Source organism: Robertmurraya dakarensis (assembly GCF_900156875.1).
Lineage (GTDB): Bacteria > Bacillota > Bacilli > Bacillales > Cytobacillaceae > Robertmurraya > Robertmurraya dakarensis.
In genome coordinates, this window is the sequence record NZ_LT707408.1 from 1,384,893 (window position 1) to 1,407,749 (window position 22,857).

Consider the following 22,857-nt stretch of genomic DNA (forward strand, 5'->3'; position numbering starts at 1 on the left):
AATTTAAGAAAGAATACGGAGCGGAGAAATATATGAAAAAATTTGTGTTAATAACCGGGGCTAGCGGGGGAATCGGCAGGATGCTTTCAAAAAAGCTTGCAGAGGAAGGCTATTCCCTCTACTTACATTATCATAAAAATAAAAAATCAATCAGCGAGCTTTTGTCAGAGCTGCAAAAATACAGTGGGGAATTTATTCCAATTGAGGCTGATTTATCGTCTGCCGATGGTTATCGGAAAGTTGTTTCGAATATTTTTTCACTTGATGGGATTATTCATAATAGCGGCATGAGTCATAGTGGTCTTCTTCTTGATCTAGAACAAGATGAGGCCGAGAAGTTAATCAGAACACATGTTACAAGCCCCCTTCTGATGACGAAAGAATTACTTCCGAAACTTTTATCTAAGAATGAGGGCAATATTGTGGTGATCACATCCATATGGGGACAAACTGGTGCAGCCAATGAGGTAGCTTACTCTACGGTTAAAGGTGCGCAAATTTCCTTTGTTAAAGCCTTAAGTAAGGAAGTTGCATTAAATGGAATCCGTGTCAATGGCGTTGCCCCAGGCGCTATACAAACCCCTATGATGTCTTCATACTCTGAAGAGGATATAGCCTTCATAGAAGAGGAAATACCAATGGGCAGGCTGGGGAAACCGGAAAATGTCGCTGAGACTGTATCATTTTTACTGTCGCCAAAAGCATCCTACATAACAGGACAAATCATTTCGGTCAATGGCGGCTGGTATACATAAAGAGTGAGGATATATAATTAGTAAAAATGACCATCTTCAACATGTATATTTTCGGTTGTCTGATACAAAATAACCTTGTACAACATTACAAGGAGGTTATATTATGTCTGTACTTGACAACTGGAGTCAGTGGAAAGACTTTTTAGGAGATCGCCTCAATCAAGCAAAGAGTGAAGGAATGAGCCAGAATGTTATTAACGATATGGCTTATCAAGTGGGCGATTACCTAGCAAAACAGGTTGACCCTAAAAACGAGCAAGAGCGCGTTCTTGCAGATTTATGGTCTGTTGCTTCTCCAGAAGAGCAGCATGCAATCGCAAATATGATGGTAAAATTAGTTCAAAATAACGGAACTAACCAATAGTTCCAGACACTGTAAATAAGCAAGAAGAAGAGAGGTTAAGCATGCCTCTCTTTTTTTTGTCTGTTAAAGACGTTTATTTAAGCACATATTTACTCTATATAAATAATTATTTTTCGAAGGGTGTATCCGTTTTTCCTTTTAACTTCATGTAAAATCATATATTATAGTAGCTAGATGAATTTTGCATAAATTGTGCGAATTCGTCGAACATCCTATTTATAACCAGGGATACATGAATGATAACCTAATTGTGATACCTGAAAATTTCCCTGTTTGATACATAAAGAATGCTAATTCACTGTTAGGAGGTTTTATCATGGAGAAAAGAGAATGGTACTTAGAATATGAAATCCAAATAAACCGTCCTGGTCTGCTAGGTGACATTTCATCCTTATTAGGAATGTTGAGGATCAATATTGTAACGATCAACGGAATAGATGAGAATCGGCGAGGTTTATTAATTCTAGCAAAAAATGATGAACAAATTGTACGACTTGAGTCAATCTTGAATACGATGGACACAATAAAAATAATTAAACTGAGAGAACCGAAGCTTCGTGACCGTTTGGCTGTTCGCCATGGTCGTTACATACAGAGAGATGCTGATGATAAAAAGACATTTCGTTTTGTTCGAGATGAGCTTGGACTGTTGGTCGATTTTATGGCAGAATTATTCAAACAAGAAGGACACAAACTTATTGGAATAAGGGGAATGCCTCGTGTTGGTAAAACGGAATCCATTGTAGCGGCGAGTGTTTGTGCTAACAAAAGATGGTTGTTCGTGTCTTCTACATTATTAAAGCAAACCATCAGAAATCAGTTGATTGAGGATGAATACAATGCTGACAATCTTTTTATTCTAGATGGAATTGTTTCAACTAGACGAGCAAACGAACGGCATTGGCAGCTAGTCAGGGAAATTATGCGTATACCTGCCACTAAAGTAGTTGAACATCCTGACATCTTTGTTCAAAATACCGAATATTCCTTGGATGATTTTGATTACATAATTGAACTTCGTAATGAACCAAATGAACAAATTACGTACGAAGTTGTTGAGAAGAATAATAACTTATTTTCCGATTCGGATTTCGGAGGATTTGATTTTTAATGTATGGATGGTGTTAAAAGTTGACGGAATTAGGTAATCGATTAAAAGAAGCCCGACTCGCAAAAGGTATGAGCTTGGACGATTTACAAACGGTTACGAAAATACAAAAGCGATATTTAACGGGAATTGAAGAGGGTAACTATAGCATGATGCCTGGCCCTTTTTATGTCCGTGCTTTTATTAAGCAGTATGCAGAAGCGGTTGATGTAGAACCTGAAGAATTGTTTGATCAATATAAGTCAGAAATTCCTGACCCCTATAAAGATGACATTCCTGAAAAGCTTTCGAGAGTACAGTCAAGAAAAAATATCTCTAATAACAGTGGGAAAGTTTTTGATGTTCTTCCGAAGGTACTTGTAGCGGCTTTTGTGATAGGTGGTTTGTTCCTTATTTGGTATTTTTGGTCCCTTAATGCTAATGATGAACCTGAGGAACATATTGCGGAAAACAAAAATCAGGAAACTACTTATGAGCAATCCGAGAATCTTTCAAAAGGAAACAATGATGTTGAAGAACAAACAGACGAGGAAGAATCGTTAACAGAAGATCCTGAAGAAACAGAAGAGATTGAAGAACCAGAAACTCCCGAAATGAAACAAGAAGTAGCAGTAATAGAGACTGAAGGAAAAGAAACATTATATGAATTGAAAAACACGGATCAATTTCAGTTGAAGTTGGTTTCGACAGGTGAAACATGGGTAAGTATTAAAAATGGTAAAGGCTACTCCTTTTTTCAAGGTATGCTTGTAAAAGGAGGTACAGAAAGTCAATCTGTGGATCTTTCCAAAGAGACAGAGGCTGTCTTAATCATTGGGAATTCAACGAACACCGAAATTTATGTGAATGATCAGATGTTGGATTATGCCGTTCCTCCAACAGATCATGTTCGTCAAGATATCACGATTCGCTTTACTCCTGCTGATCAATAGTCATCTATAGGTGACTATTTTTCAGTTTTATGTTTGCAGATCAGAAAGTGCCAGTGCACTAATTGTCTGAAAACCACCGATTAAAAGTTTTATTATTTACAGGCATTGGAGGGTAAAAGATGAATTTGCCAAATAAGATTACGGTTTCCCGGATTATTTTAATCCCATTGTTTCTTATTATTATGTTATATCCATTCTCGTGGGGGGAACTATCTATACTAGGTGCAACACTGCCAGTAACCCATTTTGTAGGAGCATTAATTTTTATTTTGGCCTCTACAACAGATTGGGTTGATGGATATTATGCTCGTAAATATAATTTAGTAACAAACTTAGGGAAGTTTTTAGACCCGCTTGCTGATAAATTACTCGTCTCTGCTGCCTTAATTGTATTGGTGCAGCTAGGAATGGCTTCTTCTTGGCTTGTTATTATTATCATTAGCAGGGAGTTTGCTGTTACAGGACTTCGTGCAATTCTAGCTGGTGAGGGAGAAATCGTTGCAGCAAATATGCTAGGCAAAATTAAAACATGGACACAAATTGTGGCAATTTCATCATTGCTGTTACATAATATGATATTTGAATTGATCTCCCTGCCATTTGCTACTATTTCACTTTGGGTAGCGACATTTTTTACCATCTGGTCGGGCTGGGATTATTTTATTAAAAATAAACATGTTTTTATTAACTCTAAATAGGTGGTTCGCGGATGAATGCTGAAATTATTGCTGTAGGTTCAGAATTGCTATTAGGTCAAATTGCCAATACGAATGCACAATTTTTATCAAAACAGCTGGCTCACATTGGTGTTAATGTGTTTTATCATACGGTTGTGGGTGATAATTCAACAAGGCTTAAATCAGCCATGGAAATAGCGGAAAAACGATCAGATCTCATTATATTTACAGGTGGCCTTGGCCCTACAAAGGATGATCTTACAAAGGAAACGATTGCTTCTCATCTTGGCAAAGGGCTGGTTCATGATGAAAAAGCACTGCACTATATCGAATCTTTTTTTCAGAAAATCAATCGGGTTATGACTGAAAATAATCGGAAACAAGCTCTTATCCTTGACGGAGCCCAAGTTCTGCCAAATGACCATGGAATGGCTCCCGGTATGGTTGTCACTTCTGATAACCGAACCTACATGCTCTTACCCGGACCCCCAAAAGAAATGCAGCCCATGTATTTACAATACGGGGAGAAAGCCATCTTAAATTTAATGCATTCGAATGATAGAATTGTATCTAGAGTTCTTCGTTTTTTTGGCATAGGTGAGTCGCAGTTAGAGCATGACATAGAGGATCTAATTGATGGCCAGCAAAACCCTACCATCGCTCCTTTAGCTGCTGATGGAGAGGTTACACTAAGGCTTACTGCGAAGCATCCTGATGAAAAACAGGCAAATGAGCTAATTGATGAAACAGAAAAAAGAATTTTGGACCGTGTCGGACAGTACTTATATGGCTATGACTCTACTTCTTTGATGAATGAGCTTTTTATAAGGCTTAATAAGGAAAGTCTAACTATTTCATGTGCAGAAAGTTTAACAGGGGGAATGTTTCAGCAGGAAATGACTTCGATTTCTGGGGCCAGCAGCGTCTTTAGAGGCGGCGTGGTCTGCTATGCGACCGAAGTTAAAAAGAACGTCCTAAATGTTAAACAGGAAACGATTGATTCGGTGGGTGTTGTCAGCAGTGCGTGTGCTGCTGAGTTGGCCGAGAATGTTAGAATGCTTATGGATGCGGATGTGGGGATAAGTTTCACTGGTGTTGCTGGACCAAATGAGCAGGAAGGAAAACCTGTTGGAACAGTATATATCGGCATAGCGTTTAAAGGGAAGGCTGTACAGACCAAAGAGTTGAAATTAGCTGGTACCAGAGAATCCATTCGTTCAAGAGCTGTTAAAATCGGCTGTTATTTATTGCTAAATAGCTTAAAAGAATCACAGAATCTTAATTAAGATTCTGTGATTTTATTTTCAGAAAAGGGATGGAAATTCGATTTTAACTTGTTTTTCATCTTGAAAATAAGAATTCGTCTTAGGAGAAAATCTCATTTTTAAGGAAAAATTGGCTGCAAAGAAATCGAATAGGTGTTCGTTTTTTTGCTGTACAAACCCTAAAAAAACAGGTATAGTAAAGATAGGTCGAGAACAGATCATGATCTTTATGAAGATCATTGAATAAAGAGGAGGAAACACTTGTGAGTGATCGTCAAGCAGCCCTTGAAATGGCGTTAAAACAAATAGAAAAACAATTCGGAAAAGGTTCCATTATGAAACTTGGTGAGCAAACGGATCGTCAAATTGCTACATCACCAAGCGGATCACTAGCATTGGATGCAGCTCTTGGAATTGGTGGATACCCAAGAGGAAGAATTATTGAAATATATGGTCCGGAAAGTTCAGGTAAAACAACAGTGGCTCTGCATGCGATTGCAGAAGTACAAGCAGAGGGAGGTCAAGCTGCGTTTATTGATGCTGAGCATGCCCTTGACCCTGTTTATGCTGGAAAGCTAGGGGTAAATATTGATGAGTTGCTTCTTTCTCAACCAGATACAGGCGAGCAGGCTTTAGAGATTGCTGAAGCGTTAGTAAGAAGTGGTGCGATTGATATCCTTGTAATTGACTCGGTTGCTGCTCTTGTTCCAAAAGCGGAAATTGAAGGAGAAATGGGAGATTCGCATGTCGGGCTCCAAGCGCGGCTAATGTCTCAAGCACTTCGTAAATTGTCTGGATCTATTAATAAGTCAAAGACAATTGCAATCTTTATCAACCAAATCCGTGAAAAAATTGGGATTATGTTCGGTAACCCTGAAACAACTCCTGGGGGCCGTGCACTTAAGTTTTATTCTTCCGTTCGTTTGGAAGTTCGCCGTGCTGAAACATTAAAGCAGGGAAATGAAATGGTTGGTAATAAGACAAAAATTAAAATTGTAAAGAATAAAGTGGCACCTCCGTTTCGTGTTGCTGAGATTGATATCATGTATGGAGAAGGGATCTCTAAAGAGGGAGAAATCATTGATATAGGCTCGGAAATAGATGTTGTCGAAAAAAGTGGTTCTTGGTATTCCTATAATGGTGAACGGCTTGGACAAGGACGGGAAAATGCCAAGCAGTTCTTAAAAGAAAATCCTGAAATCCGTCAAGAAATTCACCAAAAAATTCGCGAACATTATGGTCTTGATGGGGTTAAAACACTTCCTGAGGAAGACGACGAGCAAGAAAGTCTTGGTTTAATAGATTAATTTTTACTATAAGCAGCAAGCTAATATGCTTTGCTGCTGTTTTTTCATGTTAAAAGCATATGAAGCTGAAAAGGTGGAAATCTTGTAAAAGGATTATATACAGCGGTCCGGACAACCCCTTGACAATGAAAATGTACACCTTTACAATTAATATGTATATTTTACATTTTTTATAAATGAATTAAACGTGAAAAAGCCTTTGTGCTGTATGTTGATGTAGAGCAATATACATGCCGACACTTTAGAAACGTAAAACAAAAGTTCATAGCAAGAGGAGGTGAAATGATGGATTTAGTTTTAACAATCATCTCCATTTTGCTTGGCCTATTCGTCGGTGCAGTTGTTGGCTATTTTATTCGGAAATCCGTTGCTGAAGCAAAAATTGCAGGAGCAAAAGATGCTGCAGAGCAAATTTTAGAGGACGCTAAACGTGAAGCTGACTCTTTGAAAAAAGAAGCTTTGTTGGAAGCAAAGGATGAGATTCACAAGCTTCGAACTGAAGCTGAACGTGAAATTCGTGATCGAAGAAATGAGTTGCAAAAACAGGAAAATCGTTTAATGCAAAAAGAGGAAAATCTTGATCGAAAAGACGAATCGTTAGATAAACGTGAAGCACTTTTAGAAAAGAGGGACGATTCTCTTAACAAAAGACAACAGCATATTGAAGAGATGGAAAGCAAAGTGGACGAGATCGTAAAAAGGCAACAAACAGAGCTTGAACGCATCTCAGGCTTAACTCGTGATGAGGCAAAGTCCATCATTTTAGAGCGAATGGAACAAGAACTGTCCCATGATGTCGCACTAATGATTAAAGAGAGTGAGAATAAAGCGAAAGAGGAAGCGGACAAGAAAGCAAAAGAAGTCTTGTCACTAGCAATCCAACGATGTGCAGCTGATCATGTTGCTGAAACAACCGTATCAGTGGTCAACCTTCCAAATGATGAAATGAAAGGTCGAATCATAGGCCGTGAAGGTCGAAATATCCGTACCTTAGAAACTCTTACTGGAATTGATCTTATTATTGATGACACTCCAGAAGCTGTTATTTTATCAGGATTTGACCCAATTCGCAGGGAAACAGCCCGTCTTGCTTTAGAAAAGCTTGTTCAAGATGGACGGATTCACCCAGCGCGAATTGAGGAAATGGTCGATAAAGCTCGACGTGAGGTTGATGAGCATATACGTGAAATCGGTGAACAAACAACCTTTGAAGTTGGAGTACACGGATTACATCCTGACTTAATTAAGATTCTTGGCCGTTTGAAATTCCGCACAAGCTATGGTCAGAATGTTCTAAAGCATTCAATGGAAGTTGCTCAGCTTGCTGGATTACTTGCTTCGGAGCTTGGTGAAGATGAAACGTTAGCTCGCCGTGCTGGTCTTCTGCATGACATTGGTAAAGCGATTGACCATGAAGTCGAAGGAAGCCATGTTGAAATTGGAGTAGAGCTAGCAACGAAGTATAAAGAACATCCAGTGGTAATCAATAGCATTGCTTCCCACCATGGTGACAGTGAACCTACTTCGATCATAGCTGTATTAGTGGCAGCCGCGGATGCCCTATCTGCTGCCAGACCAGGAGCAAGAAGAGAAACGCTTGAAAACTATATTCGCAGACTTGAAAAGCTTGAAGAAATATCTGAATCATATGATGGCGTTGAAAAATCCTTCGCTATTCAAGCTGGTCGTGAAGTGCGTATTATTGTGAAGCCTGATCAGATAGATGATTTAGAATCACATCGATTAGCAAGAGATATTCGTAAGAAAATTGAAGCAGAACTTGATTATCCGGGTCATATTAAAGTGACTGTCATTCGTGAAACAAGAGCTGTTGAATACGCTAAATAAAGCGGTGCATATGCACCGCTTTATTTTTGGCGTCTGCTCTATAAGAAAAATACATACTTCATAAAATATGCTGCACACATACATAATATAAATAAATGGTTGGGAAAGGGTTTAATAATTATATGAATATTTTATTTATTGGCGATGTAGTAGGGTCACTTGGACGTGACATGATAAAAGAATATGTACCAAAACTAAAAGAAAAATATCGTCCGCATATTACCATTATTAATGGTGAAAATGCGGCAGGGGGCAGAGGGATTACAGAGAAAATATACCGTGGATTTCTAGAAGTCGGTGCTCAAGCGGTAACACTCGGTAATCACACTTGGGATAACCGTGAAATATTTGAGTTTATTAATGATGCAAAGTATATGGTTCGTCCGGCAAATTTTCCTGATAATAATCCAGGAAAAGGAATGATCTTTCTAAAAATGAATCAAATTGAGATTGCGGTCATTAATCTCCAAGGTAGGACCTTTATGCAGACAAGTGATGATCCATTTACAATTGCAGATGAGCTAGTAAAGGAAGCTCGTGAAAGGACTCCGTTTATTTTTGTTGATTTCCATGGTGAGGCAACTAGTGAAAAGCAAGCAATAGGCTGGTATTTAGATGGAAAGGTATCTGCGGTAGTCGGGACACACACACATGTGCAGACTGCTGATGAAAGGATTTTACCAAACGGTACTGCCTACATATCTGATGTGGGCATGACAGGGCCATACGACGGTATTCTCGGCATGGAGAGAGAAGCAGTAATAAAAAGGTTTCTAACAAATTTACCGGTCCGATTTGAGGTCCCTAAAGACGGGAGGACGCAATTGAGTGCGGTTCTTATTGAATTAAATGATAAGACCGGGGCTGCGAAGAAAATCCAACGTATATTGATCAATGACGACCACCCGTTCTATTCTTAGAATGTAATAAAACAGATAGTTCCATTTAGATGATATAGCTTATTGATTGAAAAGTTTGAAAACTTTCTGATATTTCGTCCAAGCTGGAATATGTGTCTAGATTTCCGAATATAGTAGCAATGGAATCTCATTTATACCTGACCTGTTCATCAAGTGAACGGCAGGAGGGGTTAAACGAGGAGGAGCTAGGAATGGAAATCTTAAAAGTTTCAGCAAAATCTAATCCTAATTCTGTAGCTGGTGCGCTTGCCGGGGTTCTGCGGGAAAGAGGAGCTGCGGAAATCCAAGCCATTGGTGCGGGTGCATTAAATCAAGCCGTTAAGGCAGTAGCGATCGCAAGAGGATTTGTGGCACCTAGCGGAGTTGATTTAATTTGTATCCCGGCCTTTACAGATATTCAGATTGATGGGGAAGAAAGAACCGCAATCAAACTTATTGTAGAGCCTCGATAATTAGAGATTAGAGACTATCTGAAACTGTCTGCGCTGCAGGCAGTTTTTTTTGTCTAAGACGTGTAGTTAATTAGTGATTTAAACCACTTGAAGGTGAATTATATTACAATAATTTAACTTCATCAAAATATTTTAGGATTATCGCTAGTTTCAATCATAAACCCGTTGTAAATAGAGGTTACAAATAAGATGTAGCCTGGATTTCAAGCGTTTAAATGTTATTAATATATCAACTTAACTATTATATTGAAGGAACAAAAAAAATATTCATATTTTCGACAATATTTGGTCATAAAGGGTTGCTTTTTTTACCACATAGGTCTAGAATTGAAAGCGTTTAGTACCCTAATAAATTTTCTAGAATCCCGTTTCAATCAATGTTTTCACGGGATATCCTAGTAATTTAATTGGAAATGTACTACAATTGTTTTAGAAAATGTTGTTTATATAATTCTTTACGTATTCGAAGGGGTGTAAGACATGATCAATCAACTTTCATGGAAAGTTGGCGGACAACAAGGGGAAGGTATTGAGAGTACAGGAGAAATATTTTCCATTGCGCTTAATCGCCTAGGCTACTACTTGTATGGCTACCGTCACTTTTCATCACGTATTAAAGGTGGTCATACGAACAACAAGATTCGCGTAAGCACAACACAGGTTCGTTCTATTTCAGATGACTTAGATATTTTAGTAGCATTTGACCAAGAAACCGTAGATCTAAACTACAAAGAGCTTCATGATCGTGGGATAATTATCGCTGATGCAAAATTTAACCCAAAACAACCAGAAGACACGAATGCATCATTGTATGCGGTTCCATTTACAGATCTGGCAACTGAACTTGGAACATCCCTTATGAAAAACATGGTTGCTGTTGGTGCAACTTGTGCTGTTTTAGACCTGGATATCAATGTATTTAGAGAAGTAGTTCAGGAGATTTTTGGAAAAAAAGGTCAACAAGTTGTTGATAAAAATATGGAAGCAGTTAAAGCAGGTTTCGATTATATGAAAGAAAACCTTGCTGAGGACGCTGTGATGCATCTAGAAAAAGCTGATGGCAAGAAACGTTTATTCATGATTGGAAACGATGCGATCGCACTTGGTGCAGTAGCCGCGGGATGTCGCTTTATGGCTGCCTACCCTATTACACCAGCTTCAGAAATAATGGAATATTTAATTAAAGCACTTCCTCCACTAGGCGGAGCTGTTATTCAGACAGAGGATGAAATTGCAGCTGTTACAATGGCTATTGGTGCAAACTACGGTGGTGTTCGTGCCATTACTGCATCAGCTGGTCCTGGACTATCATTAAAAATGGAAGCAATTGGTCTATCTGGTATTACTGAGCAGCCGCTTGTTATTGTTGATACACAACGTGGAGGTCCATCAACTGGTCTGCCAACGAAACAAGAACAGTCAGACTTGATGCAAATGATCTATGGTACTCATGGTGAAATTCCAAAGATTGTTTTAGCACCAAGTACAGTACAGGAAGCTTTCTATGATACAGCTGAGGCATTTAACCTTGCCGAAGAATATCAATGTCCTGTAATCGTACTATCTGACTTACAGTTATCATTAGGTAAGCAGACAGTTGAACCGCTTGATCCTAATAAAGTTGAAATTCGTCGTGGAAAGCTTCAAACCGGAGAGCTTCCTGAGATTGAAAATAAAGGTTACTTTAAGCGCTATGAAGTAACTGAAGATGGCGTTTCACCACGTGTTATTCCTGGTATGAAGAACGGTATACACCATGTAACAGGTGTTGAGCATGACGAAACAGGTAAACCATCTGAATCTGCTGCAAATCGTAATGCCCAAATGGACAAACGTATGCGCAAGATTGAAAATATTAAATTTGATACACCGGTATATAAAAATGCTCCTCATGATGAAGCTGACCTATTAATTGTTGGTTTTAACTCTACTCGTGGTGCGATTGAGGAAGCAATCGGCCGTTTGGAGAATGATGGATTAAAAGTGAATCATGCACATATTCGTCTAATTCACCCATTCCCAGCAGATGAAATGCTTTCGCTTGTTAAATCAGCGAAAAAGGTTGCTGTAGTTGAAAACAACGCAACAGGTCAGTTGGCAAACATTCTTAAGATGAACGTCGGACATGCAGAAAAAGTTAAGAAAGTTACAAAGTACGACGGGAATCCATTCTTGCCACATGAAATTTATTCAAGATGCAAGGAGCTGTTCTAAAAATGGCAACTTTTAAAGACTTTAGAAATAGTGTAAAACCAAACTGGTGCCCAGGATGTGGAGATTTCTCCGTACAAGCTGCAATTCAACGTGCTGCTGCAAATGTAGGACTAGAACCTGAAAACCTAGCAGTTATTTCAGGAATTGGCTGTTCGGGACGTATTTCTGGTTATATTAATTCATACGGTTTCCATGGAATTCATGGTCGTTCTTTACCAATAGCTCAAGGTGTTAAAATGGCTAATCGTGATCTAACTGTTATTGCTTCTGGCGGAGATGGTGACGGTTTCGCAATTGGTATGGGACATACGATCCATGCAATTCGACGTAATGTAGACGTTACTTACATCGTAATGGATAACCAAATTTATGGTTTAACAAAAGGGCAAACTTCACCTCGTTCAGCAACAGGGTTTAAAACTAAGTCAACTCCGGAAGGCTCAATTGAACAGGCAATTGCACCAATGGAAATGGCTTTAACTGCAGGCGCAACATTTGTTGCTCAGAGTTTCTCAACAGATTTAAAAGATCTAACTGCTCTTATTGAAGCAGGAATTAATCATAAAGGGTTCTCGTTAATTAACGTGTTCAGCCCTTGTGTAACTTACAACAAAGTTAATACTTATGATTGGTTTAAAGAGAACTTAACGAAACTTTCTGACATCGAAGGTTATGACCCAAATAACCGTGAAGAGGCAATGCAGGTATTAATGAAGCACGATGGTTTGGTTACAGGGTTAATCTATCAAAATACTGAGAGACCTTCATACCAAGAGCTATTAAAGGGTTATTCTGAAAAACCACTAGTAGATGCTGAATTAAAGCTAGATCAAGAACACTTTGACAAATTAGCTGCAGAATTTATGTGAGAATTGACAAACAGTCCCGTTGACGGGGCTGTTTTTTTAGGACTTTCATATTATTATTCTGAGATTGTGATAACTGTCACTTCAATAAATATGACGGTGCATTAAAATAAAATTCTGTAGATTGTTTAAGAGAGTACATAATGGTAAATAGCTGTAAAGAGGATTACAATGTTTCTATTGTCTTCAGTCTCTATAGGGTTTATACTTAAATAATGTGTGCAGTGCTACACATACCCTTCTTTTTAAGAGGTAAAGATGAAATTTTAATTGATGATATCCTGATAGATCCAATAGAAGAAAGGGGATTTTTATGAACGAAAAACAACGATTAGAAAGTCAGCAAGTGCAATCTGCTAATCCATCGGACAAAAAATCCGAGAAGGATTACAGTAAGTACTTTGAAACTGTTTATATACCGCCTTCTTTAAAAGAAGCGAAAAAACGTGGGAAAGAAGAAGTTAAGTATCATACTGATTTTTCTATTTCAAGAGAATTTAAAGGGTTAGGTAATGGCCGTAAATTCTATATTCGCACATATGGTTGTCAAATGAATGAACACGATACAGAGGTTATGGCGGGGATTTTTCTAGCACTCGGTTATGAACCAACTGATACAGTAGAAGACGCGAATGTTATCTTATTAAACACATGTGCGATTCGTGAGAATGCAGAAAACAAGGTCTTTGGTGAATTAGGACACTTAAAACATCTAAAAACGCAGAAACCGGATCTTCTGCTTGGCGTTTGTGGATGCATGTCACAGGAAGAGTCTGTCGTTAACAAAATCTTAAAGACCTATCATCACGTCGATATGATTTTTGGAACGCATAACATCCACCGTCTCCCAAACATTCTACAAGAAGCATATATGTCAAAAGAGATGGTTGTAGAAGTATGGTCTAAAGAAGGTGACGTAATTGAGAACCTTCCAAAAGTGCGCCGTGGGAATATAAAAGCTTGGGTAAATATTATGTATGGGTGTGATAAGTTTTGTACGTACTGCATTGTTCCGTATACTCGCGGGAAAGAACGCAGCCGTCGTCCAGATGAAATTATTCAAGAAGTGCGTCATTTAGCTGCACAAGGCTACCAAGAGATTACTCTCCTCGGACAAAATGTAAATGCATATGGAAAAGACTTTGAAGATATGAAGTATGGTCTTGGAGATTTAATGGATGAGATTCGCAAAATTGACATCCCGCGTATCCGTTTTACAACCAGCCATCCACGTGACTTTGATGATCATTTAATTGAAGTATTAGGAAAAGGTGGAAATTTAGTCGAACATATTCATCTCCCAGTTCAGTCAGGTTCTACAGATGTGTTGAAAATTATGGCACGTAAGTATACTAGAGAACAATACTTAGAACTTGTTCGTAAGATAAAAGCTGCTATTCCAAACGTTGCTCTAACAACTGATATTATTGTTGGATATCCAAATGAGACAGAAGAGCAGTTTGAAGAAACTTTATCATTATATCGAGAAGTTGGCTATGAAGCTGCCTATACATTTATTTACTCACCACGAGAAGGGACACCTGCTGCTAAAATGCAGGACAACGTGCCGCTTGAGGTGAAAAAAGAACGTCTTCAGCGTTTAAATGCAGTCGTAAATGAACTTTCTGCTGATGCAATGAAGAAATATAAAGGCGAAACCGTCGAAGTGCTTGTTGAAGGGGAGAGCAAGAATAACCCGGATGTGCTTGCGGGCTATACTCGCAGAAACAAGCTGGTTAACTTTGTTGGACCAAAGACAGCAATCGGTAAGCTTGTTAAAGTAAAGATCACAGAAACAAAAACATGGTCATTAAACGGAGAAATGGTGGAAGAATTACAACCAATTGAGGTGAAGTAGAGTGGCGAAGTATACAAAAGATGATATCGTCAATCGTGCAAAAGAGTTGGCAAAAATGATTTCAGAAACAGAGGAAGTTGATTTCTTTAAAAGAGCAGAGGCGCAAATTCATGGAAATGAAAAAGTCCGCAGCTTGATATCAGAAATTAAAGGTCTGCAAAAGCAAGCTGTAAACTTGCATCATTACGGTAAACCTGAGGCTTTAAAAAGAACAGAAGATAAAATTGCTAAAATCGAAGCTGAGCTTGATGCAATTCCAGTTGTTCAGGAGTTTAAACAGTCTCAAGGTGATGTGAATGACTTATTACAGCTAGTCGCATCCACGATCTCTAATAAAGTGACAGATGAAATTCTTACTTCTACCGGCGGAGACCTGCTTAGCGGTGAAACTGGCGCTGAATTACAAAACAAAGAATGTTCTCATCATTAATAAAAAACCATCCTATTCAGATTGAATGGGATGGTTTTTTGTTTTGGTCGGACCGATGGAAACAGATAAATGAAACTCCTTAGGGAAAGAAACGGGCGTTAGTAAGAACCATGTCACCCATCTATGGGTGAACGCATAGAATACACTATATTTTCACTTACCTAAAAACCATTGTACCCGGAGAAAAAGTTAAGCACACTAGTCTAATATCCCGCATAGGATGAATTGAAACTGAATGAGGAGGTTCGCTCGTAATGGGAGACTACAGAGAGATTATTACAAAAGCAGTCGTAGCGAAAGGACGCAAATTTACCCAGTCCAATCATACGATTAGCCCGGATCACAACCCATCTAGTATTCTAGGATGTTGGATCATAAACCATACGTATGAAGCGAAAAAGAGCGGTAAAACAGTTGAGGTTTGCGGCTACTATGACATTAACGTTTGGTACTCCTTTCATGATAATACACAAACAGAAGTTGTCACAGAGCGTGTAGATTATACAGATATCATCAAACTAAAATACCGTGATCCAGATTGTCTAGATGACCTAGATGTCATTGCTAAAGTGCTTCAACAGCCTAACTGTGTAGAAGCAGTGATTTCCCCTAATGGAAATAAAATCATTGTTGAAGTAGAAAGAGAGTTTTTAGTTGAAGTCATCGGTGAAACAAAAGTATGCGTTGAAGTTCACCAAGATAAATGTAATGAAGATGACGATGACTGGGGATTTGATGTTGACGATGAAGAATTCGAGGAGTTAGATCCAGACTTTTTAGTCGGATCGGAAGAAGAGTAACCTAAAACTAGGGAGGTAATACTTCCTAGTTTTTTCTTTTATTTTTAAAAAAATTACCTTCTTTAAGGGAAAAGAAAAGACATCGATTTCCACCAAGAATGGCGGCTAATCATACTTTTCTAATATCTGACAAATAGGCACTGTTTGAAAGGCTATGTTATAATAGATTATTGAAAACATTGATAGATTGAATGCTTTGGAGGAAATTATGGCAACTTATACGCCGATGATACAACAATATTTACAGGTGAAGGCAGATTATCAAGATGCCTTTTTATTTTTTCGTTTAGGCGACTTTTATGAGATGTTTTTTGATGATGCAATAAGTGCATCTCAAGAATTAGAGATTACATTAACAAGCCGTGAAGGTGGTGGGGAAGAAAGGATTCCTATGTGTGGAGTACCTTACCATTCTGCAGCACAATATATCGAGAGGCTGATTGAAAGAGGCTACAAGGTTGCAATATGCGAACAAACGGAAGATCCGAAACAAGCTAAAGGTGTTGTGAAAAGAGAAGTTGTTCAGTTAATTACCCCAGGAACCATGATGGAAGGCAAGGGGTTAAATGAAAAAGAAAATAATTTTATTGCTGTGATTTCTCAGTTTGATGGGGAAATATATGGCTTTGTTTACTGTGACCTTTCGACCGGTGAAATGAAAGGAACCCTGCTGAAAGGTGACTTTGATATTGTATTAAATGAGCTTGCATTGTCTGGAGCAAGAGAAGTTGTCCTAGACAACGAATTTGATGCTAATTGGCAAACAAAAATTCGCGAACGAACTGGGGCAACTATTTCTTTTGAGAGCGATACAGAATTTAAGTCTGTTTACAGCAGGTTATTAACGAACTCACCAAACGAGGAACTTTCCACAACAGCTGCTAGATTGCTTAATTACTTATATCGAACACAAAAGAGAAATTTAGACCATCTTCAAGCACTAGATTCTTATGAACTTCAACAGTTTATGAAAATAGACTATTTTTCAAAAAGAAATCTGGAATTAACGGAAACGATTCGATCAAAAGCAAAGAAAGGCTCTCTGCTCTGGCTGTTGGATGAAACGAAAACAGCGATGGGAGGTCGTTTGCTTAAACAATGGATTGACCGGCCGCTTCTTCAGGAAAGTGAAATAGTTAGAAGGCAAACATTGGTTGAAACTTTTATCACTAACTATTTCGAACGACAAGACATTCGAGAAAAATTAAAAGAAGTATATGATCTGGAACGTTTAGCGGGAAGAGTAGCATTTGGAAATGTAAATGCTAGAGATTTAGTACAACTAAAACGTTCATTACTTCAGGTTCCGTTTATACAAACAGCTATTGCTGGCATGAATACGAAAGAAGCACATGCCATAATGGAACGTTTGGATCCTTGTGAGGAAATTGTTGATATGCTTGAACGATCTCTCTCTGAAAATCCACCTTTGTCCTTAAAGGACGGAAATTTGATTCAAGATGGCTATAATGAACAGTTGGATCAATACCGAGATGCGAGCCGTAATGGTAAAACGTGGATTGCGCAGCTTGAACGTGAAGAAAGAGAGAAAACGGGGATTAAGTCCCTTAAGGTCGGCTATAACCGTGTGTTCGGCTACTATATTGAGGTAACAAAAGCAAACTTGCATTTGTTAAAAGAAGGTCAATATGAAAGAAAACAAACGTTGACCAACGCGGAACGTTTTATTACTCCGGAGTTGAAGGAAAAGGAAGCATTAATTTTACAAGCTGAAGAAAAAAGTGTTGACCTAGAATATGAGTTATTCACGGAAATAAGGGAATATGTGAAAGAATTTATTCCTAGACTGCAGGCATTAGCAAAAACGATTAGTGAAATAGATGTACTGCAATGTTTCGCAACCATCAGTGAAGAAAGACATTATGTAAAACCCAATTTTTCCAGTGAGCGGACCATGCTCATAAAAGATGGCCGTCATCCAGTAGTGGAAAAGGTCATGAACGCACAAGAATATGTGCCGAATGATTGTTATCTAGACCAGAACAGGGAACTTCTTCTAATTACTGGTCCAAATATGTCCGGGAAAAGCACTTACATGAGACAAGTTGCGCTAACGGCCATTCTCGCTCAAATCGGATGCTTTGTACCAGCTTCAGAAGCTACCTTGCCAATTTTTGACCAAGTCTTTACGAGAATTGGAGCAGCTGACGATTTAATTGCCGGTCAAAGTACGTTTATGGTGGAAATGTTAGAAGCGAACCATGCGATTGCTAATGCAACTAGTGATAGCTTGATATTGTTTGATGAAATTGGCCGTGGTACTTCTACTTATGATGGAATGAGCCTTGCACAAGCAATTATCGAATACATTCATGATAAAATTGGTGCAAAGACATTATTTTCAACACATTATCATGAATTAACGGTTTTAGAAGAAGAATTAAATCATTTGAAGAATGTTCATGTCAGTGCAATTGAACAAAATGGCAAAGTTGTTTTCCTTCATAAAATTAAAGAAGGAGCAGCGGATAAGAGCTACGGAATACATGTAGCGCAGCTTGCTAATTTGCCTTCTGAGTTAATATCCCGTGCAAATGAAATTCTGCAAAGTTTTGAACAACAACAGGAGTACAGGGAAAATGAACAAGGACAAGGAGAAAAACAGAAAGCTGAGAGTGTTAAGGAAATATCACAGCTATCCTTCTTTGAAGAACAGGAACAGGATAAAAAGGTTAATCATCAGTTAACGACAAAGGAAAAACAAATTGTTAATAAAATTAAAAATATTGATATTTTAGACATGACTCCAATGCAAGCAATGAATATCCTATATGAACTTCATAAGAAAGTAAAAAATTGATCAATTGATTGGAAGTTTTTCATAAACATATTAGCGAGGTGACAAGGACCATGGGGAAGATTATTCAGCTCGATGATGCACTATCCAACAAAATTGCTGCCGGTGAAGTAGTGGAGCGGCCTGCTTCAGTTGTAAAAGAGTTAGTTGAGAATGCTATTGACGCGGGCAGTACAATTGTTGAAATAGAAGTTGAAGAGGCTGGTCTTTCAAAAATCCGCATCATTGATAATGGTGATGGAATTGCTGAAGACGATGTCCTAATGGCTTTCAATCGTCACGCCACAAGTAAGATTAAAGATGATAATGACTTATTCCGCATAAGAACATTGGGGTTCAGGGGGGAGGCCCTTCCAAGTATAGCTTCTGTTTCACGGCTTGAAATGAAAAGTTCCACAGGTGATGCAGGAACAAAAATCGTTATAGCTGGAGGAAAAGTAGAAACGTTTGAGAAATCTGCGAGCAGAAAAGGAACAGATATTACGGTAACAGATTTGTTTTATAATACTCCAGCAAGACTAAAGTATATGAAGACCATTCATACAGAGCTCGGTAATATTACTGATATTGTTAATCGATTGGCATTATCCCACCCTGAAGTGTCAATCCGCTTGGTGCACAATGAACGCAAGCTTCTCCATACGAATGGAAACGGGGATGTTCGCCAAGTGTTGGCTGCAATATATGGATTTAATATTGTGAAAAAGATGATACCGATTGAAGAAAGCTCACTAGATTTTTCGGTTCGTGGCTGGATTGCATTACCTGAAATCACAAGGGCGTCTCGAAATTATATTTCGACCATGATCAATGGACGTTTTATCAAGAACTATCCTTTAGTTAAGGCAATTCAAGAAGGATACCATACTTTATTACCAATTGGACGATACCCTATAGTCTGTTTGAATATCGAAATGGATCCATTATTAGTGGATGTCAATGTTCATCCGTCAAAAATGGAGGTACGGTTTAGTAAAGAGCAAGAATTGAACGGATTTATTTCGTCTGTTATCAAAGCAGCGTTTAAAACAAAGGAACTAATCCCAGCGGGTTTTAGCCATGAAAAAAAAGAAGTTCCGAAATCAGAGCAGACGATGTTGGAACTAGATCATATTTCCCTCAATGATGATGTGAAGACAACTGCGGCAGAAACAACATGGGAAAGTGATTCTCCAGCTGATTTTTCAGCACATGTTGTTGAAGAAAGAGTTAGTTTAACACCTGTTACTCGTGAAGAAGATGATGAAAGAAGTGCTAAACGAACTGAACTTTTACGGGAATCAGTAACAAGCCCAGTAATACGAGAACAGGCTCCAATGAATGTTAAGATTGATATTGTCCAAGAGGAAAGACCATCACGAATACCGCCGTTGTATCCTATTGGTCAAATGCATGGAACGTATATTCTTGCTCAAAATGATAAAGGTCTCTATATCATTGATCAGCACGCAGCGCAAGAACGGATTAAATATGAGTTTTTCAAAGAAAAAGTGGGACAAGTACGTAAAGAATTGCAAGAGATGTTAGTTCCATTAACATTAGAATATTCAATGGATGAATATGTAAAGATTGTAGAACATCGCGAGAAGCTTGAAGAGGTTGGGGTATTTCTAGAACCTTTTGGATCAACGAGCTTTATTATTCGATCCCATCCACAATGGTTCCCGAAAGGGGAAGAAAAAGAAACCATTGAAGAAATGATTGAACAGCTGCTCCAAATGAAAAAAGTTGACATCAAAAAATTAAGGGAAGAGGCAGCGATAATGATGAGCTGTAAGGGGTCTATTAAAGCAAATCATTATTTGCAAAGCAGTGAAATTCAGGCATTATTGGATGAATTGCGAAGGACATCTGACCCGTTTACTTGCCCGCATGGAAGACCGATTATCATTCATTATTCTACCTATGAAATGGAAAAAATGTTTAAACGTGTCATGTGAATACAGCTTTTCAACTTGCAGCAAAAGGATACTCGCTGCAAGTTTTTTTATTAAGTTTTATAAAAAGTCGGTCGGCATATGGTAGATAAAGGAGCAATTTCTCTGTTTTTATCCATATCTGCAGAAATATGTAGATAAGTTTTTGCATACCTTCGCAGGAATATTTACGATTAATCTCAAATTAGTAATGAAGACGAAAATAGATGTCAGAAACTTTTAATAGAAAGGTGGGCATTGTATTGAGCTCTGATGCAACTTTACAACAAATAGCCGAAAGCATCCCAAAGTCAGTCTTGAATGCAACAGATAAGGATTTAGAGGGTTTTCAAAAAATAATCGAGGAATCTATTAAATTACGAGAAAGTCACCGTAATCTTCAAAAACTAGTAAAGAATTATTCGACATCCATGATTCAACGATCATAGGCTTCTTAAAAAAATGAATTTGTATAAGAAAAATGTTAAGGAGACGCCCAGACTTAAACAGCGTCTCCCGCTTTTTTAGATTTGTTTAGACTTCAATAATGATTGGAAGGATCATCGGCTTTCTTTTTGTTTGATTAAACAAAAATTGTCCGACTGCTTTTTTGATGTTTTGTTTCATTACATTCCATTGCCGTATATTTGCGTCTTGGAGTTCTTTAGCCGTTTTTTTGACGAGCTCGTTTATTTCTCTAAGCAGGTCTTCTGAATTCTTTACGTAAACAAAGCCGCGTGTGATCGTATCAGGTCCCGAAATGATTTTTCTATCATATTTGTTTATTGTTAATACAATAACGAGCATTCCATCTTCAGAAAGCTGTTTTCGGTCTCTTAAAACAACATCTCCGACATCACCGACTCCAATTCCATCTACATACGTATTGCCCGCAGGGACATTCCGAGTCTGGACCGCTTCTGAGTTAACAAAATCAACGACATCCCCATTGTTTATAATAAAGGTGTTTTCTGTCTCAACCCCAACAGCCTCAGCTAATAGCCGATGCTGGTGAAGCATGCGGAACTCACCATGAATAGGAATAAAATATTTCGGCTTCATCAGGGTCAGCATGAGCTTTAAATCCTCCTGATAACCATGTCCCGAAACATGCATTCCTGTCCCGGAACCAGACCCGTAGATGACTTTAGCACCCAGTTGAAATAGATTATCAACGATTCGAGAGACGTTTTTTTCATTACCGGGTATCGGGCCGGCAGCCAAAATAACGGTATCTCCTGGATGAACCGAAACATCCCGGTAGTTTCCAGTGGAGAGGCGGGAAAGTGCGGCCATTGGCTCTCCTTGGCTTCCGGTACACAGGATCGCTACATTCTCTGAAGGGAAATTGTCCACTTCATGTGCTTCAATTAACATTCCCTCTGGGATATCTACATAACCACGTTCCATTGCAACGGATACAACGTTAACCATACTGCGGCCAAGTAATGCCAGCTTTCGATTTGTTTTGATCGCTGCATGTACAATTTGCTGAACTCGGTTTATATTCGAAGCAAAGGTCGATATAATGACTTTTTGATCCGCCTTCATGAAGGCCTCCTCCACATGATCTGCCACTATTCGTTCCGAAGGAGTTAATCCTGGTCTTTCTGCATTGGTACTTTCGGATATAAGAGCTAAGACACCATTCGTCCCTATCTGAGCCATTTTATGGATATCAGAATATTGGTCATTTGCAGGTGTTAAATCAAATTTGAAATCCCCGGTATGAACAACTGCTCCTTGAGGCGTCTGAAAGACAATTCCCAAACAGTCAGGGATGCTATGGTTTGTTTTAAAGAAAGTAACATTTATATTACCAAACTCTAAGTTTGACTCGGAATCAATCGGAATTAGTTTGCTATCTCTCAGCAGCTTATGTTCGGTTAATTTCAACTCAATTAATCCGAGCGTAAATTTAGAAGCGTAAATTGGTACATTTAAACTTTTCAAAAAGTAGGGAATGCCGCCAATGTGATCTTCATGTCCATGTGTGACGATTAATGCACGAATTTTATCCCTATTTTCCTGCAAATAAGTGATATCCGGAATGATTAAATCTATTCCGAGCAGACTTTCATCCGGAAATTTAGATCCGCAATCAATGATAATAATATCATCACCATATTGAAGTACATACATGTTCTTTCCAATTTCATTAATCCCGCCCAGTGCGAAAATCGATAAAGTGTTGTCATAGGTTCCCAAAATCATTAACCTCCCGTTTGCATGATGTTGGTAGTATTCCCCACCTGAAATTTCTTTATCAAGAAGCTTTAAATCTGTGACTTTTCTGAAACCTTTTCGTCAGATATATAGACAGCGAT

Annotated in this window: 19 protein-coding genes; 18 read left to right on the plus strand and 1 reads right to left on the minus strand. The window is 38.4% G+C overall.

Annotation, left to right across the window (positions count from 1 at the left end):
• The first annotated feature begins 32 nt into the window (after positions 1 to 32).
• From ymfI to CZ487_RS08035, 18 genes are all read left to right on the plus strand, one after another.
• Positions 33 to 755, plus strand: a complete 723-nt coding sequence (ymfI, locus tag CZ487_RS07950; RefSeq protein ID WP_077211587.1) for an elongation factor P 5-aminopentanone reductase — start codon at positions 33 to 35, stop codon at positions 753 to 755.
• Positions 756 to 858: 103 nt separating this feature from the next.
• Positions 859 to 1,119 carry a DUF3243 domain-containing protein gene (locus CZ487_RS07955; RefSeq protein ID WP_077211588.1) on the plus strand — a complete coding sequence of 87 codons (261 nt, stop codon included), beginning with the start codon at positions 859 to 861 and terminating at the stop codon, positions 1,117 to 1,119.
• A gap of 316 nt (positions 1,120 to 1,435) precedes the next feature.
• On the plus strand, positions 1,436 to 2,230 hold the full coding sequence (locus CZ487_RS07960; protein WP_077211589.1) for a DUF3388 domain-containing protein: 795 nt from the start codon (positions 1,436 to 1,438) through the stop codon (positions 2,228 to 2,230).
• 20 nt (positions 2,231 to 2,250) lie between these two features.
• On the plus strand, positions 2,251 to 3,159 hold the full coding sequence (locus tag CZ487_RS07965) for a helix-turn-helix domain-containing protein (protein WP_077211590.1): 909 nt from the start codon (positions 2,251 to 2,253) through the stop codon (positions 3,157 to 3,159).
• 119 nt (positions 3,160 to 3,278) lie between these two features.
• Positions 3,279 to 3,857 carry a CDP-diacylglycerol--glycerol-3-phosphate 3-phosphatidyltransferase gene (pgsA, locus tag CZ487_RS07970; protein WP_077211591.1) on the plus strand — a complete coding sequence of 193 codons (579 nt, stop codon included), beginning with the start codon at positions 3,279 to 3,281 and terminating at the stop codon, positions 3,855 to 3,857.
• Between the two features lie 11 nt (positions 3,858 to 3,868).
• Positions 3,869 to 5,122 carry a competence/damage-inducible protein A gene (locus CZ487_RS07975; RefSeq protein WP_077211592.1) on the plus strand — a complete coding sequence of 418 codons (1,254 nt, stop codon included), beginning with the start codon at positions 3,869 to 3,871 and terminating at the stop codon, positions 5,120 to 5,122.
• A 242-nt stretch (positions 5,123 to 5,364) separates the two neighbouring features.
• A complete protein-coding gene (gene recA, locus CZ487_RS07980; protein WP_077211593.1) occupies positions 5,365 to 6,408 on the plus strand; it encodes a recombinase RecA in 1,044 nt (347 codons plus the stop codon).
• 285 nt (positions 6,409 to 6,693) lie between these two features.
• Entirely contained in the window at positions 6,694 to 8,256 is a 1,563-nt protein-coding gene (rny, locus tag CZ487_RS07985) for a ribonuclease Y (RefSeq protein ID WP_077211594.1), read from the plus strand.
• A 122-nt stretch (positions 8,257 to 8,378) separates the two neighbouring features.
• Positions 8,379 to 9,176: a TIGR00282 family metallophosphoesterase gene (locus CZ487_RS07990; protein ID WP_077211595.1), complete on the plus strand. Its 798-nt coding sequence runs from the start codon at positions 8,379 to 8,381 to the stop codon at positions 9,174 to 9,176.
• Between the two features lie 191 nt (positions 9,177 to 9,367).
• Positions 9,368 to 9,628, plus strand: a complete 261-nt coding sequence (spoVS, locus tag CZ487_RS07995) for a stage V sporulation protein SpoVS (RefSeq protein ID WP_003181955.1) — start codon at positions 9,368 to 9,370, stop codon at positions 9,626 to 9,628.
• A 480-nt stretch (positions 9,629 to 10,108) separates the two neighbouring features.
• Positions 10,109 to 11,842, plus strand: a complete 1,734-nt coding sequence (locus tag CZ487_RS08000) for a 2-oxoacid:acceptor oxidoreductase subunit alpha (protein ID WP_077211596.1) — start codon at positions 10,109 to 10,111, stop codon at positions 11,840 to 11,842.
• A gap of 2 nt (positions 11,843 to 11,844) precedes the next feature.
• The gene (locus tag CZ487_RS08005) at positions 11,845 to 12,711 is read left to right on the plus strand and encodes a 2-oxoacid:ferredoxin oxidoreductase subunit beta (protein ID WP_077211597.1); all 867 of its coding nucleotides are present in this window, start codon (positions 11,845 to 11,847) and stop codon (positions 12,709 to 12,711) included.
• A 310-nt stretch (positions 12,712 to 13,021) separates the two neighbouring features.
• Positions 13,022 to 14,566, plus strand: a complete 1,545-nt coding sequence (miaB, locus tag CZ487_RS08010; protein WP_077211598.1) for a tRNA (N6-isopentenyl adenosine(37)-C2)-methylthiotransferase MiaB — start codon at positions 13,022 to 13,024, stop codon at positions 14,564 to 14,566.
• Position 14,567: 1 nt separating this feature from the next.
• Positions 14,568 to 14,996 (plus strand): YlbF/YmcA family competence regulator, encoded by a 429-nt coding sequence (locus tag CZ487_RS08015; RefSeq protein WP_077211599.1) that lies wholly within the window; start codon positions 14,568 to 14,570, stop codon positions 14,994 to 14,996.
• Between the two features lie 254 nt (positions 14,997 to 15,250).
• On the plus strand, positions 15,251 to 15,796 hold the full coding sequence (locus CZ487_RS08020; protein WP_077211600.1) for an outer spore coat protein CotE: 546 nt from the start codon (positions 15,251 to 15,253) through the stop codon (positions 15,794 to 15,796).
• A gap of 208 nt (positions 15,797 to 16,004) precedes the next feature.
• Positions 16,005 to 18,617, plus strand: coding sequence for a DNA mismatch repair protein MutS (gene mutS, locus CZ487_RS08025; RefSeq protein WP_202617796.1), 2,613 nt, complete (start codon positions 16,005 to 16,007; stop codon positions 18,615 to 18,617).
• A 50-nt stretch (positions 18,618 to 18,667) separates the two neighbouring features.
• Positions 18,668 to 20,554, plus strand: a complete 1,887-nt coding sequence (gene mutL / locus CZ487_RS08030) for a DNA mismatch repair endonuclease MutL (RefSeq protein ID WP_077211601.1) — start codon at positions 18,668 to 18,670, stop codon at positions 20,552 to 20,554.
• A 239-nt stretch (positions 20,555 to 20,793) separates the two neighbouring features.
• Complete coding sequence (locus CZ487_RS08035; protein ID WP_077211602.1) at positions 20,794 to 20,979, plus strand: hypothetical protein; 186 nt, start codon at positions 20,794 to 20,796, stop codon at positions 20,977 to 20,979.
• 85 nt (positions 20,980 to 21,064) lie between these two features.
• Here CZ487_RS08035 and CZ487_RS08040 read toward each other — a convergent pair whose 3' ends face one another.
• Positions 21,065 to 22,738, minus strand: a complete 1,674-nt coding sequence (locus CZ487_RS08040) for a ribonuclease J (RefSeq protein WP_084783148.1) — start codon at positions 22,736 to 22,738, stop codon at positions 21,065 to 21,067.
• Positions 22,739 to 22,857: the final 119 nt, after the last annotated feature.